Origin of the sequence: Serratia sp. NGAS9 (assembly GCF_009905295.1) — a bacterium.
Lineage (GTDB): Bacteria > Pseudomonadota > Gammaproteobacteria > Enterobacterales > Enterobacteriaceae > Serratia > Serratia bockelmannii.
On record NZ_CP047605.1, the window covers coordinates 3,066,458 to 3,088,265 of the forward strand.

18 protein-coding genes are annotated in these 21,808 nt (G+C 57.5%); 9 read left to right on the forward strand and 9 right to left on the reverse strand.

Annotation, left to right across the window (positions count from 1 at the left end; all coding sequences use genetic code 11):
- Positions 1–7: 7 nt before the first annotated feature.
- The 8 genes from GUC32_RS14730 to flhD all read right to left on the reverse strand — a co-directional run bounded on the left by GUC32_RS14730 (position 8) and on the right by flhD (position 9,155).
- The gene (locus tag GUC32_RS14730; RefSeq protein ID WP_038629515.1) at positions 8–1,624 is read right to left on the reverse strand and encodes a methyl-accepting chemotaxis protein; all 1,617 of its coding nucleotides are present in this window, start codon (positions 1,622–1,624) and stop codon (positions 8–10) included.
- A 76-nt stretch (positions 1,625–1,700) separates the two neighbouring features.
- On the reverse strand, positions 1,701–3,371 hold the full coding sequence (tsr, locus tag GUC32_RS14735) for a methyl-accepting chemotaxis protein (RefSeq protein WP_089195993.1): 1,671 nt from the start codon (positions 3,369–3,371) through the stop codon (positions 1,701–1,703).
- Between the two features lie 195 nt (positions 3,372–3,566).
- Entirely contained in the window at positions 3,567–4,067 is a 501-nt protein-coding gene (cheW, locus tag GUC32_RS14740) for a chemotaxis protein CheW (RefSeq protein ID WP_025303271.1), read from the reverse strand.
- Between the two features lie 32 nt (positions 4,068–4,099).
- Positions 4,100–6,115: a chemotaxis protein CheA gene (gene cheA / locus GUC32_RS14745; protein ID WP_197832284.1), complete on the reverse strand. Its 2,016-nt coding sequence runs from the start codon at positions 6,113–6,115 to the stop codon at positions 4,100–4,102.
- Entirely contained in the window at positions 6,112–7,188 is a 1,077-nt protein-coding gene (motB, locus tag GUC32_RS14750; protein WP_197832285.1) for a flagellar motor protein MotB, read from the reverse strand. Before motB ends, cheA begins: the two co-directional genes overlap by 4 nt.
- Positions 7,185–8,075, reverse strand: a complete 891-nt coding sequence (gene motA / locus GUC32_RS14755) for a flagellar motor stator protein MotA (RefSeq protein ID WP_015378266.1) — start codon at positions 8,073–8,075, stop codon at positions 7,185–7,187. Before motA ends, motB begins: the two co-directional genes overlap by 4 nt.
- 145 nt (positions 8,076–8,220) lie before the next feature.
- A complete protein-coding gene (flhC, locus tag GUC32_RS14760; RefSeq protein ID WP_016927281.1) occupies positions 8,221–8,805 on the reverse strand; it encodes a flagellar transcriptional regulator FlhC in 585 nt (194 codons plus the stop codon).
- The gene (gene flhD / locus GUC32_RS14765; protein ID WP_004934891.1) at positions 8,805–9,155 is read right to left on the reverse strand and encodes a flagellar transcriptional regulator FlhD; all 351 of its coding nucleotides are present in this window, start codon (positions 9,153–9,155) and stop codon (positions 8,805–8,807) included. Before flhD ends, flhC begins: the two co-directional genes overlap by 1 nt.
- A 1,337-nt stretch (positions 9,156–10,492) precedes the next feature.
- Here flhD and ydgT point away from each other — a divergent pair.
- From ydgT to GUC32_RS14780, 3 genes are all read left to right on the forward strand, one after another.
- Positions 10,493–10,708 (forward strand): transcription modulator YdgT, encoded by a 216-nt coding sequence (ydgT, locus tag GUC32_RS14770; protein WP_025303274.1) that lies wholly within the window; start codon positions 10,493–10,495, stop codon positions 10,706–10,708.
- A 197-nt stretch (positions 10,709–10,905) separates the two neighbouring features.
- Complete coding sequence (gene uspC, locus GUC32_RS14775) at positions 10,906–11,325, forward strand: universal stress protein UspC (protein ID WP_025303275.1); 420 nt, start codon at positions 10,906–10,908, stop codon at positions 11,323–11,325.
- An 85-nt stretch (positions 11,326–11,410) separates the two neighbouring features.
- Complete coding sequence (locus GUC32_RS14780) at positions 11,411–12,442, forward strand: NADP-dependent oxidoreductase (RefSeq protein WP_369435296.1); 1,032 nt, start codon at positions 11,411–11,413, stop codon at positions 12,440–12,442.
- A 34-nt stretch (positions 12,443–12,476) separates the two neighbouring features.
- Here the strand turns inward: GUC32_RS14780 and pcp are convergent, their stop codons facing one another.
- Positions 12,477–13,124 (reverse strand): pyroglutamyl-peptidase I, encoded by a 648-nt coding sequence (gene pcp / locus GUC32_RS14785; RefSeq protein ID WP_025303277.1) that lies wholly within the window; start codon positions 13,122–13,124, stop codon positions 12,477–12,479.
- 97 nt (positions 13,125–13,221) lie between these two features.
- Between pcp and GUC32_RS14790 the strand changes: the two genes are divergently transcribed.
- The 6 genes from GUC32_RS14790 (at position 13,222) to GUC32_RS14815 (ending at position 21,795) form a co-directional block, all read left to right on the forward strand.
- Positions 13,222–14,154 carry a LysR family transcriptional regulator gene (locus tag GUC32_RS14790; protein WP_369435297.1) on the forward strand — a complete coding sequence of 311 codons (933 nt, stop codon included), beginning with the start codon at positions 13,222–13,224 and terminating at the stop codon, positions 14,152–14,154.
- A gap of 512 nt (positions 14,155–14,666) precedes the next feature.
- Complete coding sequence (locus GUC32_RS14795) at positions 14,667–17,006, forward strand: type VI secretion system Vgr family protein (protein WP_025303279.1); 2,340 nt, start codon at positions 14,667–14,669, stop codon at positions 17,004–17,006.
- A 10-nt stretch (positions 17,007–17,016) separates the two neighbouring features.
- Positions 17,017–17,406 (forward strand): DUF3592 domain-containing protein, encoded by a 390-nt coding sequence (locus tag GUC32_RS14800; protein WP_025303280.1) that lies wholly within the window; start codon positions 17,017–17,019, stop codon positions 17,404–17,406.
- Between the two features lie 100 nt (positions 17,407–17,506).
- Positions 17,507–18,007 carry a hypothetical protein gene (locus GUC32_RS14805; protein ID WP_025303281.1) on the forward strand — a complete coding sequence of 167 codons (501 nt, stop codon included), beginning with the start codon at positions 17,507–17,509 and terminating at the stop codon, positions 18,005–18,007.
- Positions 18,008–18,178: 171 nt separating this feature from the next.
- Positions 18,179–20,731 (forward strand): DUF2169 domain-containing protein, encoded by a 2,553-nt coding sequence (locus GUC32_RS14810; protein ID WP_369435298.1) that lies wholly within the window; start codon positions 18,179–18,181, stop codon positions 20,729–20,731.
- Positions 20,728–21,795: a pentapeptide repeat-containing protein gene (locus tag GUC32_RS14815; protein WP_151429311.1), complete on the forward strand. Its 1,068-nt coding sequence runs from the start codon at positions 20,728–20,730 to the stop codon at positions 21,793–21,795. Before GUC32_RS14810 ends, GUC32_RS14815 begins: the two co-directional genes overlap by 4 nt.
- Positions 21,796–21,808 lie beyond the last annotated feature (13 nt).

Consider the following 21,808-nt stretch of genomic DNA (forward strand, 5'->3'; position numbering starts at 1 on the left):
ATGCGGTTTAACAATCTTGGGCTTCCTTTACCACGGGTGAAACTGCGTTGCTGCTGTTACCTGGCGCGACGAAGTTATCGTCCGCCAGACGGAATACCGCGACCGCATCGGCCAGGGTAATGGCCTGCTCTTCCAGCGCGGTGGCGGCAGAAGCGGACTCTTCCACCAACGCGGCGTTCTGCTGGGTGACCTGATCCATCTGGGTCACCGCCTGCGTCACCTGCTCGATGCCGCGGCTCTGTTCATCCGACGCCGACGCGATCTCGCCCATGATGTCGGTCACGCGGGTCACCGAACGCACAATGTCCTGCATGGTGGCGCCGGAGTTTTCCACCAGCACCGAGCCGTGTTTGACGCGGCTGACCGATTCGTCGATCAGCCCCTTGATCTCTTTCGCCGCCTGCGCGCTGCGGCTCGCCAGGTTGCGCACTTCGCCGGCGACCACGGCGAAACCGCGTCCTTGTTCACCGGCGCGCGCCGCTTCCACCGCCGCATTGAGCGCCAGAATGTTGGTCTGGAAGGCGATGCCGTCAATCACGCTGGTGATGGCGCCGATTTTCTGCGAACTGTTGGCGATATCGTGCATGGTGGTGACCACATCGCCGGCCAGCTCGCCGCCCTTGGCCGCGGTGGCCGAGGCGTCACGCGCCAGCTGAGAGGCCTGCCGCGCATTGTCGGCGTTCTGCTTCACCGTCGCGGTCAGCTGTTCCATGCTGGCGGCGGTCTCTTCCAGCGAAGCGGCCTGCTGCTCGGTGCGGGAAGACAGATCGTTATTGCCTTCGGAGATTTCCTGCAGGCCGATCAGAATCGACTCCGCCCCGTCGCGCACCGCGCCGACGGTGCCGATCAGCGACTGCTGCGTGCGTTGCAGGCTGGCGAACAGCATGCTGATTTCATTGCGGCCGTACACCTGAATCGGCGTCGCCAAATCGCCGGCGGCGATGCGTTCAAAGTGGCTGCGGATTTGGTTCAACGGCTGTACCAACATGGTGCGCAACCACCACATGGCGCTGCCGGTCACCACGATCAGCATCAAGACCGCCCCCGCCAGCATCAGGCCCGCCAGCGTGAAGGAGAACTGGTTGGCGTCCCTGGCTTCGCTGATGTCGCCGTTGACCAACTGCAGGTACTGCACGAAGTCGGCCTCGAACAGGTCCTGGGTTTTCTGCGTCGGCTGATCCATAAACGCCTGCAGCTCGCCCTTTTCCAGGAAACCGATCAGTTCACGCAGCGCGCCGCGCAGCCGCTCGTAGCTGGCCTTGGTGGTGGCCGTCTGCTGGCTTTGCTGTTCACTGCTGCGTTCAACCGCCATGAACTGATTGAAATAGAGATCGGCCTTCTGCAGCGAACTGCGGGCGCTGCTCATCAGTTCGTTCACCTGCTCCTGCGGCAGCTTCAGCGCCGCGCGGGTGCCGGCGCGGTTCAGCGTATTGCGCGCCTGCAACAGCGACACCCAACTCAGGCTGAGCGAATCGCGCTGCTGGCTGCCGAGGGTGATGATGTCGAGGTTGTGGTTATCGGAGCGAAACGCGGAATACGACAGGCCGCTGCTGGCCAACTGCAGAACGCAGAAGGTCATCAACAACAGGAATAAGCTGGTAGAGATACGGATTCGGTTAAACACTGTGAACCTCCTTGCAGCCGGCCGGCGACCGGCCTACGTAGGGAAAAGGGCCCCTGCGAGAGAGGCCCGATACCGGTCAGAACGTTTCCCAGTTATCCTGCAGATCGCTGGCGTTCATTTTCTTATGATTGATTACCGGTGTTACCGTCGCCTTGTTGGTGACAGGCGCTTTAAACTCTTCCTGGCCTTCCGACCTCAGGCGGAATACCGCCACCGACTGGGTCAGCATGCTGGCCTGTTCTTCCAGCGCCGCCGCCGCCGAGGCGGATTCTTCCACCAACGAGGCGTTCTGCTGGGTGACGCGGTCCATTTCCGCTACCGCCTGGCCAACCTGATCGATACCGCGGCTCTGCTCGTCCGACGCCGAGGCGATTTCGCCCATGATGTCGGTCACGCGGGTGACGGCATTGACGATGTCGCCCATGGTTTCACCGGCGCTTTCGACCAGCACAGAGCCCATATCGACGCGGCTGACCGAATCTTCGATCAGGCCTTTGATCTCTTTCGCCGCCTGCGCGCTGCGCTGCGCCAGGTTACGCACTTCGCCGGCCACCACCGCGAAGCCGCGGCCCTGCTCGCCGGCACGCGCCGCTTCCACCGCGGCGTTCAACGCCAGGATGTTGGTCTGGAAGGCGATACCGTCGATCACGCCGGTGATATCGGCAATTTTCTGCGAGCTGCCGGCGATGTCATGCATGGTCTGCACCACGTTGGCCACAACCTTGCCGCCTTTCTGTGCGGTTTCGGAGGCGCTCAACGCCAGCTGTGAAGCCTGACGGGCGTTTTCGGCGTTCTGTTTCACCGTCGCGGTCAGCTGTTCCATGCTGGCGGCGGTCTCTTCCAGCGACGCGGCCTGCTGCTCGGTGCGGGAGGAGAGATCGTTGTTGCCCGCAGCGATTTCTGACGCGCCGCTGTAGATGGCATCCGCGCCCTGACGTACGCCGCTGACGGTTTCAATCAGTTCGCCTTGCATGTGTTTCAGGCTGGCCGCCAGCACGCCCATTTCGTTGCGGCTGTTGACGACGATTTGCTGAGTCAGGTCGCCGGCGGCGATCTGTTTGATGTGATCGATCATGCGGTTCAGCGGGCGCACCAGGATGTGATGGATACCGGTCCAGACCAGTACGATCACCGCCAGCACCACCACCAGGATCACGATCAGCGTCCAGATGGCCGAGTTATAGGAGCTGTTGCTGCCGTCGACTGCGATTTGATAGAGCTTGCCGTTTTGCTCCAGGTAAACGTTGTAGCTCTGCTCAAAGTTGTCCTGGTAGCTCTGCGTAGGCTGATCGAAGAAGGCGTTGATCTTGCCTTCGCCCAGCAGTTGGATCAGCTCGGAGAGCGCGCCGTACAGAATGTCGTATTGCTGTTTAACGCGTTCCGCCGACTGGGGGTCCTGACGCGGATCCTGCGGGATTTTTTCGTAAGCGGCATAGTGTCTTTCCGCTTCGCCCAGCTCTTCTTTCGCCTTGGCCAGCAGTTCATCAATGGTGGCGCCGCTGCCGATCTTGTTGGTATCCATCATGTAGCGAATACCGGCACGGTTCAGGGAGTTGCGCGCCTGCAGCAGGTCAACGCGGCTTTCACTCAGCTGCAGCTGCTGCTGGCGGATAGTTTGCAGGACGGTAAAGTTTTCCTTATCGCTTTTCAGCGAGGAGAAAAAGAGTCCGCCCGAAATCAACTGCAAGGCGCCAAACAGCACCAACACCAGCAACAGGCTGGTGACCACCTTCATACGATTTAACATGATTTCCCTTGTTGAAGCCCGCGCAGACAGGCTCTGATGACGTTGAATGTGAGAGTTATCGGCGCCGCGCGGCAAAACTTTATGCGGGAAAGTAACTATTTTTAGTGGGGGTTACTGGTACGGTCTGCGGCATCGCGACAGGTCAGGAAGAGTGATGGATGAAGGGAGCAGCGCCCTGCCCCCTGGGATCATGAATCAGACGCTTTTCGCCACGCTGTCGACCAGCGACATCTCTTCGCTGCTCAGCAGCTTTTCGATATCCACCAGGATCAACATGCGCTCGCCCAGCGAACCGAGGCCGGTCAGGTATTCAGTCGCCAGCGTCACCGCGAACTCCGGCGCCGGACGGATCTGCTCGGCGGTCAATGACAGCACGTCGGAGACGCCGTCAACCACGATGCCCACCACGCGCTGGCCAAAGTTCAGTACGATCACCACGGTGTTCTCATCGTAAGACACGCTTTGCTGCGAGAATTTCACCCGCAGATCGATGATCGGGACGATCACGCCGCGCAGGTTAGTGACCCCCTTGATGAACGCCGGGGTGTTGGCGATGCGGGTCACCTGATCGTAGCCGCGAATTTCCTGCACCTTGAGGATATCGATGCCGTACTCCTCGTTGCCCAGGGTGAAAATCAGAAACTCTTGCCCTACCGTTTCGCCAGCCAATTTGCTGACGGCTGCCAATCCTGCCATATCATTCACCTTTTAAATCAATAAACTCATTATTATGCGGCGGCGTCCGTCAGACGCTTTTCACGGTTCAAGGTTTGCAACGCCGAGACATCGACGATCAAGGCTACGCTGCCGTCGCCCAAAATGGTCGCGGCGGAGATGCCCGGCACTTTGCGGTAGTTGCTTTCCAGATTCTTCACCACCACCTGATGCTGGCCGATCAGCTGATCCACCAGCAGCGCATAGCGGCGGCCGGCGCTTTGCAGGATAACGACGATGCCCTGCGTGGCGTCGGTTTTGGCGCCTTCCACTTCAAATACCCGATACAGCTCCACCAGCGGCAGGTATTCGCCGCGCACCTGCAGCACGCGTTCGCCGCCGGCCAGCGGGTGCAAGTCTTCCGCCTGCGGCTGCAGCGATTCCATCACCGCGTTCAGCGGCAGGATAAAGACTTCGTCGTTCACTTTGACCGACATGCCGTCAAGGATCGCCAGCGTCAACGGCAGCAGGATGCGGATGGTGGTGCCCTTACCGGCCTGTGAACGGATCTCGACGTGGCCGCCCATCTCCTGAATATTCCGTTTCACCACGTCCATGCCGACGCCACGGCCGGAAACGTCGGTCACCTGCTCGGCGGTAGAGAAGCCCGGAGCAAAGATCAGCATGCCGACCTCTTCGTCGCTCATGCTGTCGCTCACCGCCAGCCCTTGCGACGCGGCCTTGGCGAGAATTTTTTCGCGGTTCAGGCCGGCGCCATCGTCGATGACCTCAATACAGATGTTGCCACCCTGATGTTCGGCCGACAGCACCAGATTGCCCACCGCCGATTTACCGGCGGCGATGCGGGTGGCCGGTTCTTCGATACCGTGATCGAGGCTGTTGCGCACCAGGTGCGTCAACGGATCGATAATCCGTTCGATCAGGCTCTTGTCCAGTTCGGTGGAGCTGCCCTGCAGCGTCAGTTCCACCTGTTTGTTCAGCTTGCCGGCCAAATCGCGCACCAGGCGCGGGTAGCGGCTGAAGACATATTCCATCGGCATCATGCGGATCGACATGACCGACTCTTGAAGATCGCGCGCGTTACGCTCCAGCTGGCTCATGCTGTTCAGCAGATCGCCGTGGTTCACCGGATCCAGCGTGCCGGAGCGTTGCGCCAGCATCGACTGGGTGATCACCAGCTCGCCCACCAGGTTGATCAGCTGATCCACCTTTTCCACCGCCACGCGAATGCTGGTGGATTCGCTCGCCTTGGCGCGCGCTTTCGGCGCTTCCGCCGCTGCGGCCGCCGGTTTGGCGGCAGGCGGCACGGCGCTGGCGACCGGCGCAGGTTCCGGCACGGCGACCGCTTCCGGTAAGTTCGCCTCCGCGACGGCCGGCACGCTTTGCGTCGGCGTCGAGAAGCTGATTTGTTCCGGTTCCAGCACGAAGCACAGCACGGCGCTGATGTCGTCTTCGCTGGCGGAGGTGAGCAACGTCACGTCCAGACTGTGTTCCGTCTGATGCGGGTCTTTAACCTCGCCGAGGTTACCCAGCTCTTCCAACATCAAGGGGATTTCACTGGCTTTTAGCCCGTTCAGGCTGATGCGCATGCCGCCTTCGATCGCCGCCGGCGCGGCTGCGTGCTGAACAACGGGCTGCTGAACGGCCGGTTGAACCGCGGGTGCCTCCTGCTGCTGTTGCGCTTCCAACGCCAGCTGGCGCAGCGCCTGGCAAATGTATTCAAAGCTTTCGGCGTCAGGCTGTTGCGAGGTTTTATAGGCGTCCAGTTGCTCCTGCATAATGTCTTTGGTTTCCAGAAACAGGTTGATAATCTCGGTGCTCAGGCTCATTTCCTGGCGTCTTGCACCGTCCAGCAGGTTCTCCAGCAGGTGGGTAGTTTCCTGCAGCACCGAAAAGCCAAAGGTCGCCGCACCGCCCTTGATCGAGTGTGCCGCGCGGAAGATGGCGTTCAACGGCTCGATATCGGGGGCCAGCGGATCCAGCTCCAGCAGGTGTTGCTCCATGTCGGCCAGCAACTCGTCCGCCTCATCAAAGAAGGTCTGATAAAAATCGCTAATGTCCATGCTCACGGGGTCACCTCTGGCTGTGAGTCGCGGTTAGTCGGTGCGGGCGCAGCCGCCGATTGTTCCGGCGTTTGGCCGGCCGGGGCTATCGCCGGGGATGTCTGCGATTGGGCGACAGGGTCCATCGCCGGCGGCGTCGCTTGATCGGTCGGCGTTACCGCCTGGGGTTCCGGCGTTTGGCTGGCCGGCGCAGTCGCCGACGGCGCCAGCTGCTTCAGGCTATCCGGCTGGGCGATATCCATCGCGTTACTTTCGGCATTTTCGTGTTCGATGCCCTCTTGCGTTTGCTTGTTCAGCACCAGCACGGTGATACGACGGTTGATCGCATCATCGGCGCCGTGCTGTTTCAGGCTCATGGTGGCCGCCATGCCCACCACCCGCAGCACCTTGCCTTCCGCCAGGCCGCCGGCAATCAGCTCGCGTCGGGAGGCGTTGGCGCGATCGGCCGACAGTTCCCAGTTGCTGTAGCCGCGCTCGCCGGTGGCGTAAGGGATATCATCGGTGTGGCCGGACAGGCTGATCTTGTTCGGCAGGTCGTTGAGGATCGGCGCTATCGCCCGCAGAATATCGCGCATATAACTCTCGACCTGCGCGCTGCCGGTTTTGAACATCGGCCGGTTCTGGCTATCGATAATCTGAATGCGCAGCCCCTCATCCATCATGTTGATCAACAGATGCGGACGCAGCGCCTTCAGGCGCGGATCGGACTCAATCAACTCATCCAGCTTTTCGCGCAGCTTGTTCAGGCGCAGCTCTTCGGCGCGCGAGTCCGGTGAGTCGACCTGCTTTCTCACCAGGCCATGCTGTTGCGTAGGATCGTCGCCGCCGCCCGGGATTGGGCTGCTTTCGGAACTGCTCTTGTCGCCGCTGGTCAGGGCAACCTTGAGCGGCGTGCGGAAATATTCGGCGATTTGCGTCAGCTCCTGCGGGCTGGCGATCGCCAGCAGCCACATCACCAGGAAGAACGCCATCATCGCCGTCATAAAGTCGGCATAAGCGATCTTCCAGGAGCCGCCGTGATGGGCGGCATGATGCGACTTGCGCTTTCTGACCAGAACGACCGGATGATTCTGTTTCATGCTTCTTCTTCTTCCGTCGCCTGCTGCGCCGGCGCTTTCACGCGGCGCACGTGTTCTTCCAGCTCAACGAAAGAAGGACGTTCGGTGGTATACAGCGTTTTGCGGCCAAACTCGACCGCGATCTGCGGTGCGTATCCGTTCAGGCTCGACAGCAGCGTGACCTTGATGCACTGCATCATCTTGACGTTTTCGGCGCTCTTCTGGCGCAGCAACGTGGCCAGCGGCGAGATGAAGCCGTAGGCCAGCAGAATACCGAGGAAAGTACCAACCATGGCGTTAGCGATGAGCGCCCCCAGTTCCGCAGCCGGCCGATCGGCCGAAGCCAGGGCGTGTACCACCCCCATCACCGCCGCGACGATACCGAACGCAGGCAAGGAGTCACCCACCATCGCCAAACTGCCGGCGGGCACTTCGCTTTCCTGCTCGTAGGTTTCGATCTCTTCGTCCATCAGCGCTTCGATCTCGAACGCATTCATATTGCCGCTCACCATCAGCCGTAAATAGTCGGTAATGAACTCCACCAGGGTGTTATCGGCAAGGATGCGCGGATAATTAGAGAAAATTTCACTTTCTTGCGGATTATCGATGTCGAACTCGAGCGACAGCATGCCTTGCTGACGCGATTTGGCCAGCAGGCGGAACAACAGCGCCATCAGATCCATGTACAGATCTTTGTTGTATTTGGAACGGCGCATCAGCCGCGGCAGCGCGCGCAGCGTGGCCTTGATCGCCTTGCCGTTGTTGCCGACGATGAAAGCGCCGACACCCGCCCCGCCGATAATCAGAAACTCCGCCGGTTGGTATAACGCACCGAGATGACCGCCCACGATCAGGTAGCCGCCAAACACCGCACCCAATACCACGAGATAACCCAAAATAACTAGCACACGCATTCCTTAAATTAACAATGTGGATGGAAGGTGGGGCAAACGCGCCCTGGCGCGACAGACCAGGCTGCGTGTCTGGGGGCGGCATGCCGCCCCTGCGTATCACACGTCGGTATTCATTGCCGAGAGCCGGCAACGTGGCGGCTCAAATGGCGCGTTTGACCTGCTCGTCCAGCAGTTGAGGAATAATATCGGCCAGTTGCGGCGAAAGTTTACGTCTTTTTACGGCGCGGGATGGAGGTTGGCATAAACTGCAGATGAAACCATTCAGCGGCTGATGCGCATGAGTGATAAATGCGCCGCCGCAGCAGCTGCAGGCGGAGAGCTGCAACATGCCGCTATCGACGAAACGCACCAGCGTCCAGGCACGGGTCAGCGCCAGCAGCGGCGCCTCGCCGGCCTGCTGCGGGCACTGTTCCAGGTAGAGGCGATAGGCTTTGATCACCGCCTCCACTCCGCTGCACTGCCCGCTTTTCATCAGAAACAGGTAGGCGTTGTAAAACATCGACGAGTGAATATTTTGTTCCCAGGTCATAAACCAGTCGGTTGAGAACGGTAACATTCCTTTTGGCGGCGGGCTGCCGCGTAACTCCTTGTAAAGTTTAATCAAGCGCCCGCGGCTGAGCTGAGTTTCACTCTCCAGCATCTGCAGTCGGGCTCCCAGCGAAATCAGCTCCATAGCGAGCTGAATGTCCTTGGCTTCTTGAACGATACTTTTCTCAACCATCATCAGGCTCTTTTCTTCGTCGGGCTAGCGTCTTTACTCGATAGCTCTTGCAGTAAATGGCTTGATAGCAAAATGCCGGTATGGATTTGTTGCAGATCGTCGACGCGCGACTCTTTGGTCAGGCGTTCGATGGTCTGGCTTTCGTTAAAGCGGAAGTGGCAAACCAGCTGGTTGGTCTCGGCCAGTTTGACCATTTGCGGCAAAGTCAGCTGCGCCAGCGCATCGGCCATGGTTTCATCAATACCCAGGCGGAACATCGCAGACGCTTTTTCATCGTTGATCAAACGCTGTGCTAAAAGTAAATATGACAAATTGATGTCATAAATATGCTTAAGTAATTCAGACGTACCCATATTCCCCATCCCGACAGACTATGTTTAAAAACATACGCTGGGTGATAAATTTTATCGCCCGTGACTTGGGTTGTTTCCCAAAGTTGGCAAATTAATCTCTCAAAAACGACTGCTATAATTTTCTACAATCGCTAAATTCGACCACTGTTCAGTATTTGCTACGAGCGTAAACCTACGTGTATGGATGTACAGCATTCTGCTTCGATAGTGTTTAGTCACCATGAAACTATTTTTACAAATTTAATAAGATTATTCCTAAAGCAGCGCAACTCTACCCCCGAACCATTAGCACACACAATGTAAGTGAGAGGCAATTTTAAATACAATGTGACATAGATCACAAAAATAAAAAATAATTAAGCCAAATACCCCCAAATACGCTCACTTATTGACCGCCATTTTGTACACAAAACAACCATAGGTAAAAAAACGTCTTAAAAACAATGTTTATCCGCCAAAAAATTATCTTTTTTAGATCAATTCGAACAAAAGCATCACCAAACCAAAATAACAGAACAAAAATCTGTATATAGGCAACAAACTCAGTATAAATAACCATTTGAGTTACTAAAAAATATCCAAGCTGAAAAATAACCAGTGTAAACTATAAGGTTATTAGCTATCGGATTTGACTTAAGCCCCCAGCCTGAGGCTGTTTTAATTTTCAACATCAGGTGATTATGGCTTATCAATGATTCGCGGGCGTAGTGAACAAGCTCACAGACGTAACGATATGTTTCCGTATTAGCACGATGCAAGAATACTTTTTTTGCGTTAAATTCCGCCAAAACGATATATCGGCAGCACGCCATAAAACTTTAATGCTTTTTATTTCTTTTTTGTCGTCGTGATAATTTCCCCTCATCCCCAGATGATTATTTACATGGCTTACGATTTCATCCCCTGATGGTCATAAAATAAAACGCAGTTTTGTTTTACTCTTCATATTTCTCCATCGAGAAAAACGGCGTTTTAACGTCAGCGGCGGCGAAAAACACCACCCAATGCCGCGGCCGGGTGAAAAAATCACTGCAGAATGAGGCCTGGCACGGCAGCGCGTGCTTGTGCACAGCAGCGACGACGACGCGTCTGCCGTCAGCCGCCCTGAGACTTTCCCTATTTCTCCATTTATCAGCAGGATGAGATTGCTGACGGCGCACGGGCATATTATGATTTATCAAAGCGCCGCTACGGGCGGCGTGACATCATTACCCAGTGCAATTTATCTACTTGAAATGATTTTTGTCAGGTCGTACATCGCTACCTCGACGGCGTCGCCGTGAGCCGCCGATGTGTTATTCACCCGGCTTTAACTATTAACAGGCTATATTTTAATCATGACCGATACGCTCGAATATCTGCTGACATTCCGTAAATGCTCCTCTTTGGACAGCCTGGAGAAGGTGTACGACAAACTGAACTACTCCATTGAAAATGATACAGAAATGAGCAATATGTACCGCGCTGCCGACCACCGTCGCGCTGAGCTGGTTGCCGGTAAACTGTTCGATCTGGGCAAGGTGCCGAAAACGCTGTGGACGCAGGTGCTTTAATTCAGTGAAATTACGTGCGGCAACGGTTTTATCTTTTATTGCTATATAACCGGTGCAAATTCAGCTTTTATTGCCGCGCGTGATGCGAAACACATTTATTCCACCCACCAGGTTCTACCCTTTATCCGACGCAAGACTTCCACCAAGGCCACCGATGCGGCAGCCTGAAACACGATGGATACAACAAGGAGTAGGATATGGGGTATCAAAACGTTCTGGTCACCGTTGCCGTTGCCCCTGACAGCCACCGTCTGGTGGAAAAGGCCGTCTCCATCGTCCGCCCTTACAGCGGCAGCATCACCTTGCTGAGCACGCTCGCCAACCCGGAAATGTACAATAATTTCGCCGGGCCAATGCTGGGCGATTTACGCACGTTGATGGAGGAGGAAACCCGGCTGTTTATGGAGGAACTGCGTCAACGCGCCGGTTACCCGATCGCCGATACGTTGATCGTGCACGGCGAGCTGGGTGATAGCCTGGAATACGCCAGCCGCCGTCAGCCGTTCGACCTGCTGCTCTGCGGCAACCATCGCGACGGCATGATGAATAAGGTCTCCTGTTCCGCCGCCCGCTTTATCAATATCAGCCATATCGACGTGCTGATCGTTCCGCTCTAAGGCTAAGCACATTCGGTAACGTTGCCTTGCCGCCCCTGGACTAGGCTTAACGAATCTTGTTTGTCGCAACGCAAAGGAGCTTTCGATGTCCCCTTCTCAACAGAACCGCCGCTTCCTGCTGGCTTCGCGTCCGCACGGCGAACCGACGGCGGCCAACTTCCGTCTCGATACCGTCCCCGCACCGCAGCCCGCCGCCGGGCAGCTGGTGCTGCGCACTGTTTATCTGTCGCTGGATCCTTATATGCGCGGGCGCATGAGCGATGCCCCCTCCTACGCGCCGCCGGTGGAGATCGGTCAGGTCATGGTGGGCGGTACGGTATCGCGCGTGGCGGCTTCACAGCATCCCGATTTCAACGTCGGCGATTGGGTGTTGGGTTATGACGGCTGGCAGGATTACGCCCTGTCTGACGGCAGCGGCCTGCGCAACCTAGGCCCGCACCTGCCGCATCCTTCCCGCCTGCTGGGCGTGCTGGGCATGCCGGGATTTACCGCTTACATGGGGTTGCTCGACATCGGCCAACCGCAGGCAGGTGAAACGCTGGTGGTCGCCGCCGCCAGCGGTGCGGTCGGTTCGGTGGTCGGCCAAATCGGGAAGCTGAAAGGCTGCCGCGTCGTCGGCGTCGCCGGCGGTGCGGAAAAATGCCGCTATGTGGTGGAAGAGTTGGGTTTCGACGCCTGTCTCGATCACCGCGCCCCTGACTTTGCCGAACAGCTGGCGGCCGCCTGCCCAAAAGGCATCGACATCTATTACGAAAACGTCGGTGGGGCGGTGTTCGACGCCGTGCTGCCGCTGTTGAACACCAAAGCACGCATTCCGGTGTGCGGCATCATCGCCCATTACAATGCCACCGGATTACCTGCGGGGCCGGACCGCTTGCCCCTGCTGGAAGGGCTGATCCTGCGCAAACGCATCCGCATACAGGGCTTTATCATCTTCGACGACTACGGCTCACGCTTTGACGAATTCTTGCAACAAATGAGCAGTTGGGTCGAACAGGGGAAAATCAAGTTCCGCGAGGACATCGTTGATGGGCTGGAGCAGGCGCCGCAGGCGTTTATCGGCCTGCTGCAGGGCAAAAACTTCGGCAAACTGGTGATCCGCGTCGCCGACGAATAACCCGTAGCAGGGCGTGGTACACCACGCCCTGCTTTTAATGTACGGCGCCGTCGCCGAATCGCACATCTTCCTCTACCGTCAGCGTCACCTGTACGACCGTGCGCACCGCTTCCACCATCGTCGCCAGCGCCATGCTCGGCTTGCCCGGATGGGACGCCGCCAGTTCATGACTGTACGGAATATGTACGAATCCCCCCCTGACACTCACGTGCTGCGTCTCCAGATAGTGCCGCAGACCGTAAAAAATATGGTTGCAGTTATAGGTACCTGCCGTATAAGAGACCGCCGCCGGGATCCCCTGTCGGCGCAGCTGCTGCACTGCTGCCTTCACCGGCAACGTGCTAAAATACCCTACCGGCCCGCCCGCCACCACCGGTACGTCGATCGGCTGTTTACCGGCATTGTCGGGAATGCGGGCATCGATCAGATTGATGGCCACCCGTTCCAGCGAAATCTCGGCCCGGCCGCCGGCCAGGCCCAGACAAATCACCGCCAGCGGCTGCAGCGCCTCAATCGCCGCGATCAATTGCTGATTGGCCACGCCCAATACGCAGGGCAGCTCGAGCACCGCGATCTCCGCGCCGGCAATATGTTCACCGGCCAGCGCCTGCGCAATTTGCCAGGAAGGATTCACCGCATCGCCATCGAACGGCTCAATGCCGGTGACCAAGACTTTGTTCATCATTTCCCCTGATTGAAGGCTAAATTTGTGTGCTTTCAGCCTAAAGAACACAGTATGATTCTGGAAATGGATTATCTGTATATAGAGTATTCATAAAATGAATTTAGCCAGCGTCGATCTCAACTTGCTGGTGGTGTTTGAGGCGTTGTATCAGACGCGCAACGTCACCGCCGCAGGCCGGCGTCTTAACCGCGCTCAGCCCTCCGTCAGCAATGCATTGGCGCGGCTGCGCATTCTTCTCAACGATCCCCTGTTTGTGCGCAGCGGCGGCGGCATGTCACCCACGCCGCGCGCCCACCAATTGATGCCGCAAATACAGCAGGTGCTTGAACAGATCCATCTGGCGTTGGCCCCCCCTGCCCGTTTCGATCCGGCCACCGCCGGGCAGCGGCGTTTTACGCTGGCGGCCGGCGACTATGCCGATATCTTGCTGCTGCCCACCCTCATCAGCCGGTTGCGTCAGACCGCCCCCGGCATCGATATTCGCGTTTCGCGTCTGGATCGCCACAATATTTATCGGCAACTGGATCGCGGCGAGGTGGATATCGCGCTGGGAGGACATCTTTCCGGTGCGGAAAGCCGCTATGTGCGCACGTTGTTTGAAGAGCACCTGGTGTGTATCGCCAGCCGTTCACACCCCCAGCTGGCGGATGGCCGCTGGGATCTGGCACGCTACCTCAGCCTGCCGCATGGGCTGTACGCACCGGCAGACGATGGCTCTGCCAGAGGGCTGGTCGACCGGCGTCTGGCGGAAATCGGCGGTCAGCGGCGAGTCGCCGTGACCTTTTCACATATTGCCGCTCTGCCGGCCGTGGTCGCCGACAGCGATCTGATCGCCACGCTGGCCGCCAGCGCGGCCCGGCATTTTTCCGATCCGCAACGCGTACGCATTCTCCCGCTGCCTGACGAGTTGGCCATCGCGCCTTTCCCCATTGAGCTGATCGCCGGCCGGCAGGCGCAACGCGACCCGGCTTTAATCTGGCTCTGCGAGCTGGTAGGTCAACTCTCCTTCGACTCCTCTCCACGTTAACGACGGTATTCGCTGCATTTTCAACCGTTCAAACGCATGTTCCCAGGCCCGTCGGTGGGCCCTGGGACGCCCACCAAATAGGAATCATCCGAATTAACATTCGCCAAATTTATATATTTGATCATCTTTAACTGGCAAATGGTAAGGATAAAAAACAGTCAGCGACTTTTTTTACGTAAAAAAAGAGTTGTTTTATAAGCACGTTGACTTATGTGTTACACATTTATTCTTTGGTATTACCAATTTCCCAATAATTTGAGATAAAAAATGATCTGCTCGCATCTATATGTTTTAGATAATAAAAAACAAGATCGTGAGCAAGTTAACGAATTGAGCATTGATCCACAAGGCTATTTTGCAAATGCAGAGCTCTATTGTAGACTGCACAAATCGTGCCTTTGTGTAAACTTTGTTAAATCTTTCGTCAGTTCCTGTCTCTATTCGTGACAGATACGCCATCGGGATCGCGCGTCAATTCTCGTGCGGTAGCTATGCCTAAAGCGGGGAATAGTATGGATCGTCTTATCATTGCGCACACGCCCTTGCCCTCCCATCAGCTGTTGTTCAGAAGCCTTTCCGGCGAGGAAAAACTGGCCGGATTGTTCGAGTTCGACGTCGAGTTGCTCAGCCCCGACAATCGGCTCGATCTGAAAGCGCTGCTGGGACAAAAAATCACGCTGGAGCTGCGGGGCAATCCGTTGGCACCGCGTTATCTCAACGGCAATATCACGCGCATGACCCTCTCCGGCCGAGAAGCTGGCGGCAACCGTTACTATATCTACCGCGCCGTGCTGCGCCCCACGCTGTGGTATCTGACGCAAAACCGCGATTTTCGCATCCACCAGGAAAAAACCGTTCCCGACATCCTGACTCAGGTGCTGGGGCAGTATCAGGTGAAAATCGATAACCGCCTGAGTTACGACTACCGCATCTGGGGATACTGCGTGCAGTATCAGGAGAGCGATTTCGATTTCATCAGCCGTCTGATGGAACACGAAGGCATCTATTATTATTTCACGCACCAGCAAGACGGCCATACGCTGGTGCTGGCTGACGCGCCGGCGGCCCATCAGGAACTCGCCGGCTACGCCAGCATTCCCTACCAGCTCGCGGAAGGCGGCCTGGTGGAAAACAAGGACAGCATCAATAGCTGGAGCGTTTCTGACGCCATCACGCCCAGCCTCTATAGCCTGGATGACTACGATTTTCGTAAGCCGCGCGCGCGGTTGCTGGAGGCCCGGCAGAATCCCGCCTCGTTCGCGCAGGACAAAGCCGAGGTGTTCGACTGGCCCGGTCGCTATACCGATCACGCCCACGGCCAGTTTTACGTCAAGGTTCGCCAACAGGAGTTCGAAGCGCAGCACGAGCAGATGAGCGGCGAAGGCAATTCGCAGGGCATTGCGCCCGGCTACCGTTTTCAACTGACCCAGGCGCCGCGTATGGAAGACAACCGCGCCTACCTGGTGGTCAGCGCGCAGTACTTCATGCAGGAAAACAGCTACGCCAGCAACGATAATGATGTTGGCGAGCAGCGAACCGAATTTCAGGTCGTTCCGGCGGACATCAATTGGCGCCCGGCGCGCACCACGCCTTGGCCGAAAACCCACGGCCCGCAAACTGCCGAAGTAGTGGGCCCGGAAGGCGAAAGCATCTGGACCGATAAATATGGCCGGGTGAAACTCAAATTCCGTTGGGATCGCCACGGCAGCGGCAATGAAACCAGTTCCTGTTGGGTGCGCGTCTCGAGCGCCTGGGCCGGCTGGAAATACGGTGGGATCCAGATCCCGCGCGTGGGTGAGGAAGTGGTGGTCGACTTTATCAACGGCGATCCGGATCGCCCTATCATCACCGGCCGCGTTTACAACGAAGACAGCATGCCGCCGTGGGATCTGCCCGGCGACGCCACTAAAATGGGCTTTATGAGCCGCAGTAAAGGCGGCGGCGCCGACAACGCCAGCTTCCTGTTCCTGGAAGACTCGCCCGGCAACGAATCGTTCGACATGCATGCCGAACGCAACATGAACATGACGGTGGAAAACGACAAGAACGTCAATATTGACGGCAGTCGCACCACCACCATCGGGCGCCAGCAGGACGACACCGTCACCGGCGACGCCACGTTCCTGTACAAAGCGAAACGCACGACGACCGTCAATGGGCTGGACACCGCCAACCTGAACGCTCACCAGACGGTGAACATCAAAGGCGGCCGCGACCTGACGATTATCGACGGCGGCGATAAAATCGACATCACCGGCAATCAGTCTTTCAAGCTTGACGGCGCGCAGACGCAAAACATTACGCAAACCCAGCATGTCACGGTGAAAGGCAACCAGACCCTCGACATTACCGAAGGGCAACAGACCAGCACCATCAAGCAGGGGCAGACCGTCAACATCACCGCCGGCGGTCAGCACACCACCATTACTGCCGGCGGGCAAGTCCTGACGATTGAAGCGGGCGGCCAGACCGCTACCGTGACCGGGGATGTCACCGAAACCTATAATAATAACCAGAACACGACGATCACCGGCACGCTGACCATCAAGGCGAAAACCATTGATATCACCAGTGCGGACGGCGTCTCGGTACAAACGCCGAACTGGAAAGATAACTGCCACGGCTGGAAATGGGTGGCGACCGGGGCCAATTTTGCCTTCTACGGCTCCAATCTTTCGTTGACGGCGACCAGCCTTAAACACACGATGTTGGATATCTCGCATAACCCACTGTCGATCAGCAAAACCAATTTCAAGCTCAGTAATGATCCCATGACGTTCACTCAGCTTGGCGCGCTGGTCACCAACGGCGCCTTACGGCTGAGCACCAAGGCGCTGGCGATCTTCTTGTAAAGGGACTCCCATGTCGAAGGCCAAAAATGTTTTCACCGTTATCGGGTTGATTTTATTGGCTCCCATCCTCAGTCTGGTGGGCTTTTTCAAATTCATCACGGTCGATATCTGGGGTTATTTCAAACATATCGGTTCTTCCCTCAGCGTGATGGAGAACGGTATTTCCGCCTCTGGGCAAATCGTCAGCATTCGCCAGACCAACCTGTGGGACGGAAATCGGCCGGTCTGCGAAGTCGAAGTCAAGTACATCGCCCAAGACGGAAAAAACCATACGGCCGTGGCGAAAGGCCCGATCAGCGTCGTGGATCTGCCGCGTTATCAACCGGGCCATTTCACCGCGATAAAGTACGACCCGAAGAACCCCAAAAAAGCGGTGATCGAAGAGCTTTCCCGGCTTTAAGCGAAAAGGATCCCTCAATCACGCGATCCGATTTCAACGTTCTGCAAACGGCTTATCGTTCATCAGTTCGCTAAATCACCTTGCATAAGGAAGTGTCACGATGGGCGCGTTCATTGCCTTTTCGACGCAGGACAGCCTCTGGGGACAGATCCTGTTTACCGTCTTTGGCATCCTGGTCGGCTGCGTATTGCTCGCTGCGATCGGCAAAACCTTTTTGTCGGCAAGCCGAGCGGCCGCCTTACCCATGCGGTTGCTGATCTTTGTCGCGCTGATGCTAGCGCTCCTGAAATACAATCAGCAGGTGATGTCTGCGGTGAATGCTCCCGCAGAGCTGATCGGGTTCCTGATTTTGCCCGGTTTTTTGATGCGTTACCTCGGTGCGGCGACACCCGGCAGACTGACGCTGGCGATAGAGTTGCCCTGTTTTGCGGCGCTCGTCGCGCTGCTGGTTCTGAGCACCGCCGGCGTCGGATTTTTTGCGCCCTATCACCTGGAGAGCACCGGCCAATTTACCGCCAAGGCGATCGCCGCGTCATTGTCCGTCGCCGCCGTGCTGCTGGCTCGCGGAATAAACGGGAAGGACAACGCACTGTCCTCTTGATCATCCATTTCGAAGTGGGACTCTCCCCGCATTAGCGATCGGCGCTGAACGCCGCATCGTTTTCTTCATCTGTTGTGACATAGCCTGATATCTATTAAACCGAAAAACGGATTGTTTTTGAGCAAGCAGCCTGGCTGCCAGCTGATATCCACAGGAAGCTTTACACACACAATGAAAGTCGTAAAACCTCTGCGCCTCAGCGCGCTTCATCGCCCCTTCTCTTGGCAAGGGCAAAATCATCTGGGCGTTTCCGTTTTGGCCTTGGCCGACATGGGGGCCTCCCCGCGTCTGCGCCCCGAACCGGAACTGTGGCAGTTGGCCGCCGACGAACTTACGTTAAGTGGCGGCGTGCTCGATCTGGCTATCCCAAAAGCCTGTGCGGAGTTTCTCGCCACTGGCAACGCCTACACCCACCATCAACAAGACAAAACCGCCTGCGCCGTGAAGATCCAGTTTGATTCGCTGGAGAAAACGCTGGTGGTTTTCGGCGATCGCCATTGGATCAACGATCGCCCCTCCACGCCTCTACCCTTTGCAGAAATGCGTCTGGACTGGCGCCGGGCTTACGGCGGTACTCAGTTCGCCGATAATCCGCACGGCATCGGCGCCACTCCCGAAACATTTCCGCAGGGCCGCATCCATCGCCTACCCAATGTTGAACCGCTGCAGGGACGCCTTGCGTCTCCTCGGCAAAGCGCCCAGCCGGCAAGCTTTGACGCGCTGGATATCACCTGGCCGCGTCGCTTCTCCCGCATCGGTAAAAACTACGACGCCGACTGGTTGAAGCACGGCTTTCCCGGCTTCGCCAACGATATCGACTGGCGCCTGTTCAACATGGCAGAAAGCGATCAGCAGTTTCCTCAACGTGATAGCTTGCCGCCGCGGGCTGCCTATCGGATTTGGAATATGCACCCTTCAGAACCGGTGCAGCAAGGGCATTTACCGCCGTGGCGCGCGCGCTGCTTCATCAACCGACTGCGCGGCGGTGAAACGCATTTCGAAGAGATCGCGATGCGCCATACCACCGTCTGGTTCTTCCCGCATCGGGAACAGATGCTGTTGATCTATCAGGGTAGCTCGCGCATCAATGAGGACGATGCCGCCGACGTGATGCAACTGATGCCGGCCCTGGAAACCGAAGGGGAGCCCCGTTCCACCGCGCATTATCGGCAGGTGTTGGCCCAGCGGCTGGATAAAGAACAGGGTGCTTTGCACGCTTTTCGCGAACAAGAATTGCTGCCGGAGGCGTGCATCGGTGCCTGGCTGGATACGGAAACGCCGACGCAGCAAAGCCCAATGGCGGAAAATATCGCCGCCTACGAGCACCAGCAGCGCGAAGAGCATCGCCAGCGCCTGCTGCGTGAAGGCCAGGACATCGATGAACTGTTCCCGCTACCGTCGCAAGAAGCGCCGCCGAAGCTGGACCAACTCGCCGAATTCGTCGAGCGTCTGGAAAGCCAGGCCGAGGTGCAGTATCAGGACATGCTCAAGCTGGCGCACGCCGAGGGTATCGACCCGCTTAACCCCGGAGGGGATCACGTGTCGCCCTCCGGTGCGGAAAGCTACCAGCAGCAGCGCGATCTGCTGTTCCAGGAGGCGCGCCAGCATCCCGACGCGTTCAGCGAGAAGCAGCTGGGGGAAAGCGAGCGCGCGCTGCACCAAATGTATTTAATGTCAGCGCAGGCGCAAAGCCCTGCACTGCGCTTAAGTGGCGATCTGGCGCAAATCATTCGCCAACGCGTCGCCGCCGCCATGCTGCGCGATAAAGATCTCAGCGGCCTTGATCTCACCGGCGCCGATCTGTCCGGCATGGAGCTCTGCCAGGCTAACTTACGCGGCGCGTTATTGGAAAACGCCAATCTACGCCAAACCCGACTGGTGGGTTGCGATCTTCGCGAGGCGATGTTGGCGCGCGCCGATCTCAGCGGCGCCGTCTTGCAGCAGGCCGATCTGAGCCACGCCTCTTTGGCCCTGGCGAAATGCGAAGCGACAGATTTCGGCGGCGCGCAGCTGCATGAGACCAATATTCAGCAAACGTTGTTTCAACGCTGCGATTTCACGATGGCGTCATTACGCGATTTGCTGGGATACGAAACCTTGCTCGGACAATGTGATTTCAGCCGCGCCACGCTGGCCAACATTACCCTGATGGAACTGCAGCTGGAGCAGCTGACATTCAGCCACGCCCGGCTCGACAAAGTCAGCTTCGTCAAATGCCGGTTGCTGGAGGTGAACTTCAGTCAGGCGCGGCTGGAAAGTTGCGCCTGGGTTGACACCGAGACGCAAAGCCTCAGCTTCCACGCCGCACGTCTCACGGCCTGCGCCTTTGCAGCGAAGACACTGTTGCCGCAGGCGGATTTCAGCGACGCGACGCTAAACCAGTGCAATTTACGCCAGATGCCGTTGCAGCGGGCCAATTTTAGCCGGGCGCGTCTCAATAATTGCGATCTGTCGGAAACCCGATTGAACGAGGCCGATTTCCGCCAGGCCAACGGCAGTGGCAGCCTGTTCATCCGCAGCGATTTGTCTCGCGCCAGCCTGCGCGATGCCAATTTCATTGCAGCTATCCTGCAAAAATGCGTGCTGTCAGGCGCCGACCTGCAGGGCGCCAATCTGTTCCGGGCTGACCTGTCGCAGTCGCAAGTGGATCAGGCAACCCGGCTAGAGAGAGCCTATACCGCCAGGGTGAAAACATTGCCTCGCCACAACGGGAAGGAAGTATGACCTCAAAACCAGAGCAGATACGCCAGCGCGTAAAACGCGGCGAGCCGATCGCCGGAGAGGACTTGCACGGTCTGTCATTCGCCGGTCTGGATTTGGCCGGCGGCATGTTCAACGAACTGAACCTGAACGGCGTGAACTTCTCTGACTGCGATCTGCGCGACAGCGTTTTCAGCGATTGCCAGCTCGAACACGCACAATTTACGCGGGCGGATCTGAAGCAAACGGCCTTCAATCAGTGCGCCATGTCGGCCAGCCGCTTCAGCGAGAGCCATATCGAACTGACGATGTTCAACGATTGTCGGCTTGAACAGAGCGACTTCAGCCGGCTGTCGCTCAACCAAAGTCACTGGATGTCGTGCCAATTGGCCGGCGCGAATTTTTCCGCCACTCAGCACGATCGCACTACCTTTTACGCAAGCCCGCTCGACGGCGCCATGTTGAATCAGGCGCGCTTATGCCTTGTCACGTTCTTTCGATTAAATCTCTGTAAAACGCAGTTTGAAGGCGTGAACTTCGACCGCGTCACGTTTTTCGAATGTGACCACCGCGGCAAAAGTTACGCCGGGCAGAGCCTGATCGCCTGCCAGTTTACCGATAACCAATTGGACGACGTCGACTTCAGCCAGGCGACGCTGCGCCAGAGCAATTTCAAGGGCGCTTCGCTGCGGCGCGCCAACCTGACCAGCGTACAGGCGCAGCAGTCGCTGTGGCTGGAGGCCAATCTGACTCAGGCGCAGTGTCGCGGCGGGCAGTTCGATCAGGCGATCTTCAGCGAAGCGACGTTGGATGCCGCCAACTTCAGCCAGGCGCGCCTGTATCAATGCGTATTTCAGCACAGCCGATCGGCGCGCTGTGATTACAGCGACAGCGACCTGACCTACGCCGACTTCTGTTATGCCGACATTGGCGCCGCCGATTTCCGGCGCGCGCGCTTTATGCGCACCCGTATGCATCGCGCCCACCAGCAGCAAACGCGCTGGAGCGATCGCAGCGGGATCCTCGAGAGCGACGAAGAGCTGTACGCCGCCGAAACCTGGAGCGCACAGCGCCAGAGCCGAATTTGAATGCATTGACCAC

Coding starts and splice junctions, on each gene's coding strand:
- tsr (WP_089195993.1), bottom strand. CDS start 3,371: ATGTTAAATCGTATGAAGGTGGTCACCAGCCTGTTGCTGGTGTTGGTG.
- cheW (WP_025303271.1), bottom strand. CDS start 4,067: ATGGCAGGATTGGCAGCCGTCAGCAAATTGGCTGGCGAAACGGTAGGG.
- motB (WP_197832285.1), bottom strand. CDS start 7,188: ATGAAACAGAATCATCCGGTCGTTCTGGTCAGAAAGCGCAAGTCGCAT.
- flhC (WP_016927281.1), bottom strand. CDS start 8,805: ATGATGGTTGAGAAAAGTATCGTTCAAGAAGCCAAGGACATTCAGCTC.
- flhD (WP_004934891.1), bottom strand. CDS start 9,155: ATGGGTACGTCTGAATTACTTAAGCATATTTATGACATCAATTTGTCA.
- ydgT (WP_025303274.1), top strand. CDS start 10,493: ATGACCGATACGCTCGAATATCTGCTGACATTCCGTAAATGCTCCTCT.
- uspC (WP_025303275.1), top strand. CDS start 10,906: ATGGGGTATCAAAACGTTCTGGTCACCGTTGCCGTTGCCCCTGACAGC.
- GUC32_RS14780 (WP_369435296.1), top strand. CDS start 11,411: ATGTCCCCTTCTCAACAGAACCGCCGCTTCCTGCTGGCTTCGCGTCCG.
- pcp (WP_025303277.1), bottom strand. CDS start 13,124: ATGAACAAAGTCTTGGTCACCGGCATTGAGCCGTTCGATGGCGATGCG.
- GUC32_RS14790 (WP_369435297.1), top strand. CDS start 13,222: ATGAATTTAGCCAGCGTCGATCTCAACTTGCTGGTGGTGTTTGAGGCG.
- GUC32_RS14795 (WP_025303279.1), top strand. CDS start 14,667: ATGGATCGTCTTATCATTGCGCACACGCCCTTGCCCTCCCATCAGCTG.
- GUC32_RS14800 (WP_025303280.1), top strand. CDS start 17,017: ATGTCGAAGGCCAAAAATGTTTTCACCGTTATCGGGTTGATTTTATTG.
- GUC32_RS14805 (WP_025303281.1), top strand. CDS start 17,507: ATGGGCGCGTTCATTGCCTTTTCGACGCAGGACAGCCTCTGGGGACAG.
- GUC32_RS14810 (WP_369435298.1), top strand. CDS start 18,179: ATGAAAGTCGTAAAACCTCTGCGCCTCAGCGCGCTTCATCGCCCCTTC.
- GUC32_RS14815 (WP_151429311.1), top strand. CDS start 20,728: ATGACCTCAAAACCAGAGCAGATACGCCAGCGCGTAAAACGCGGCGAG.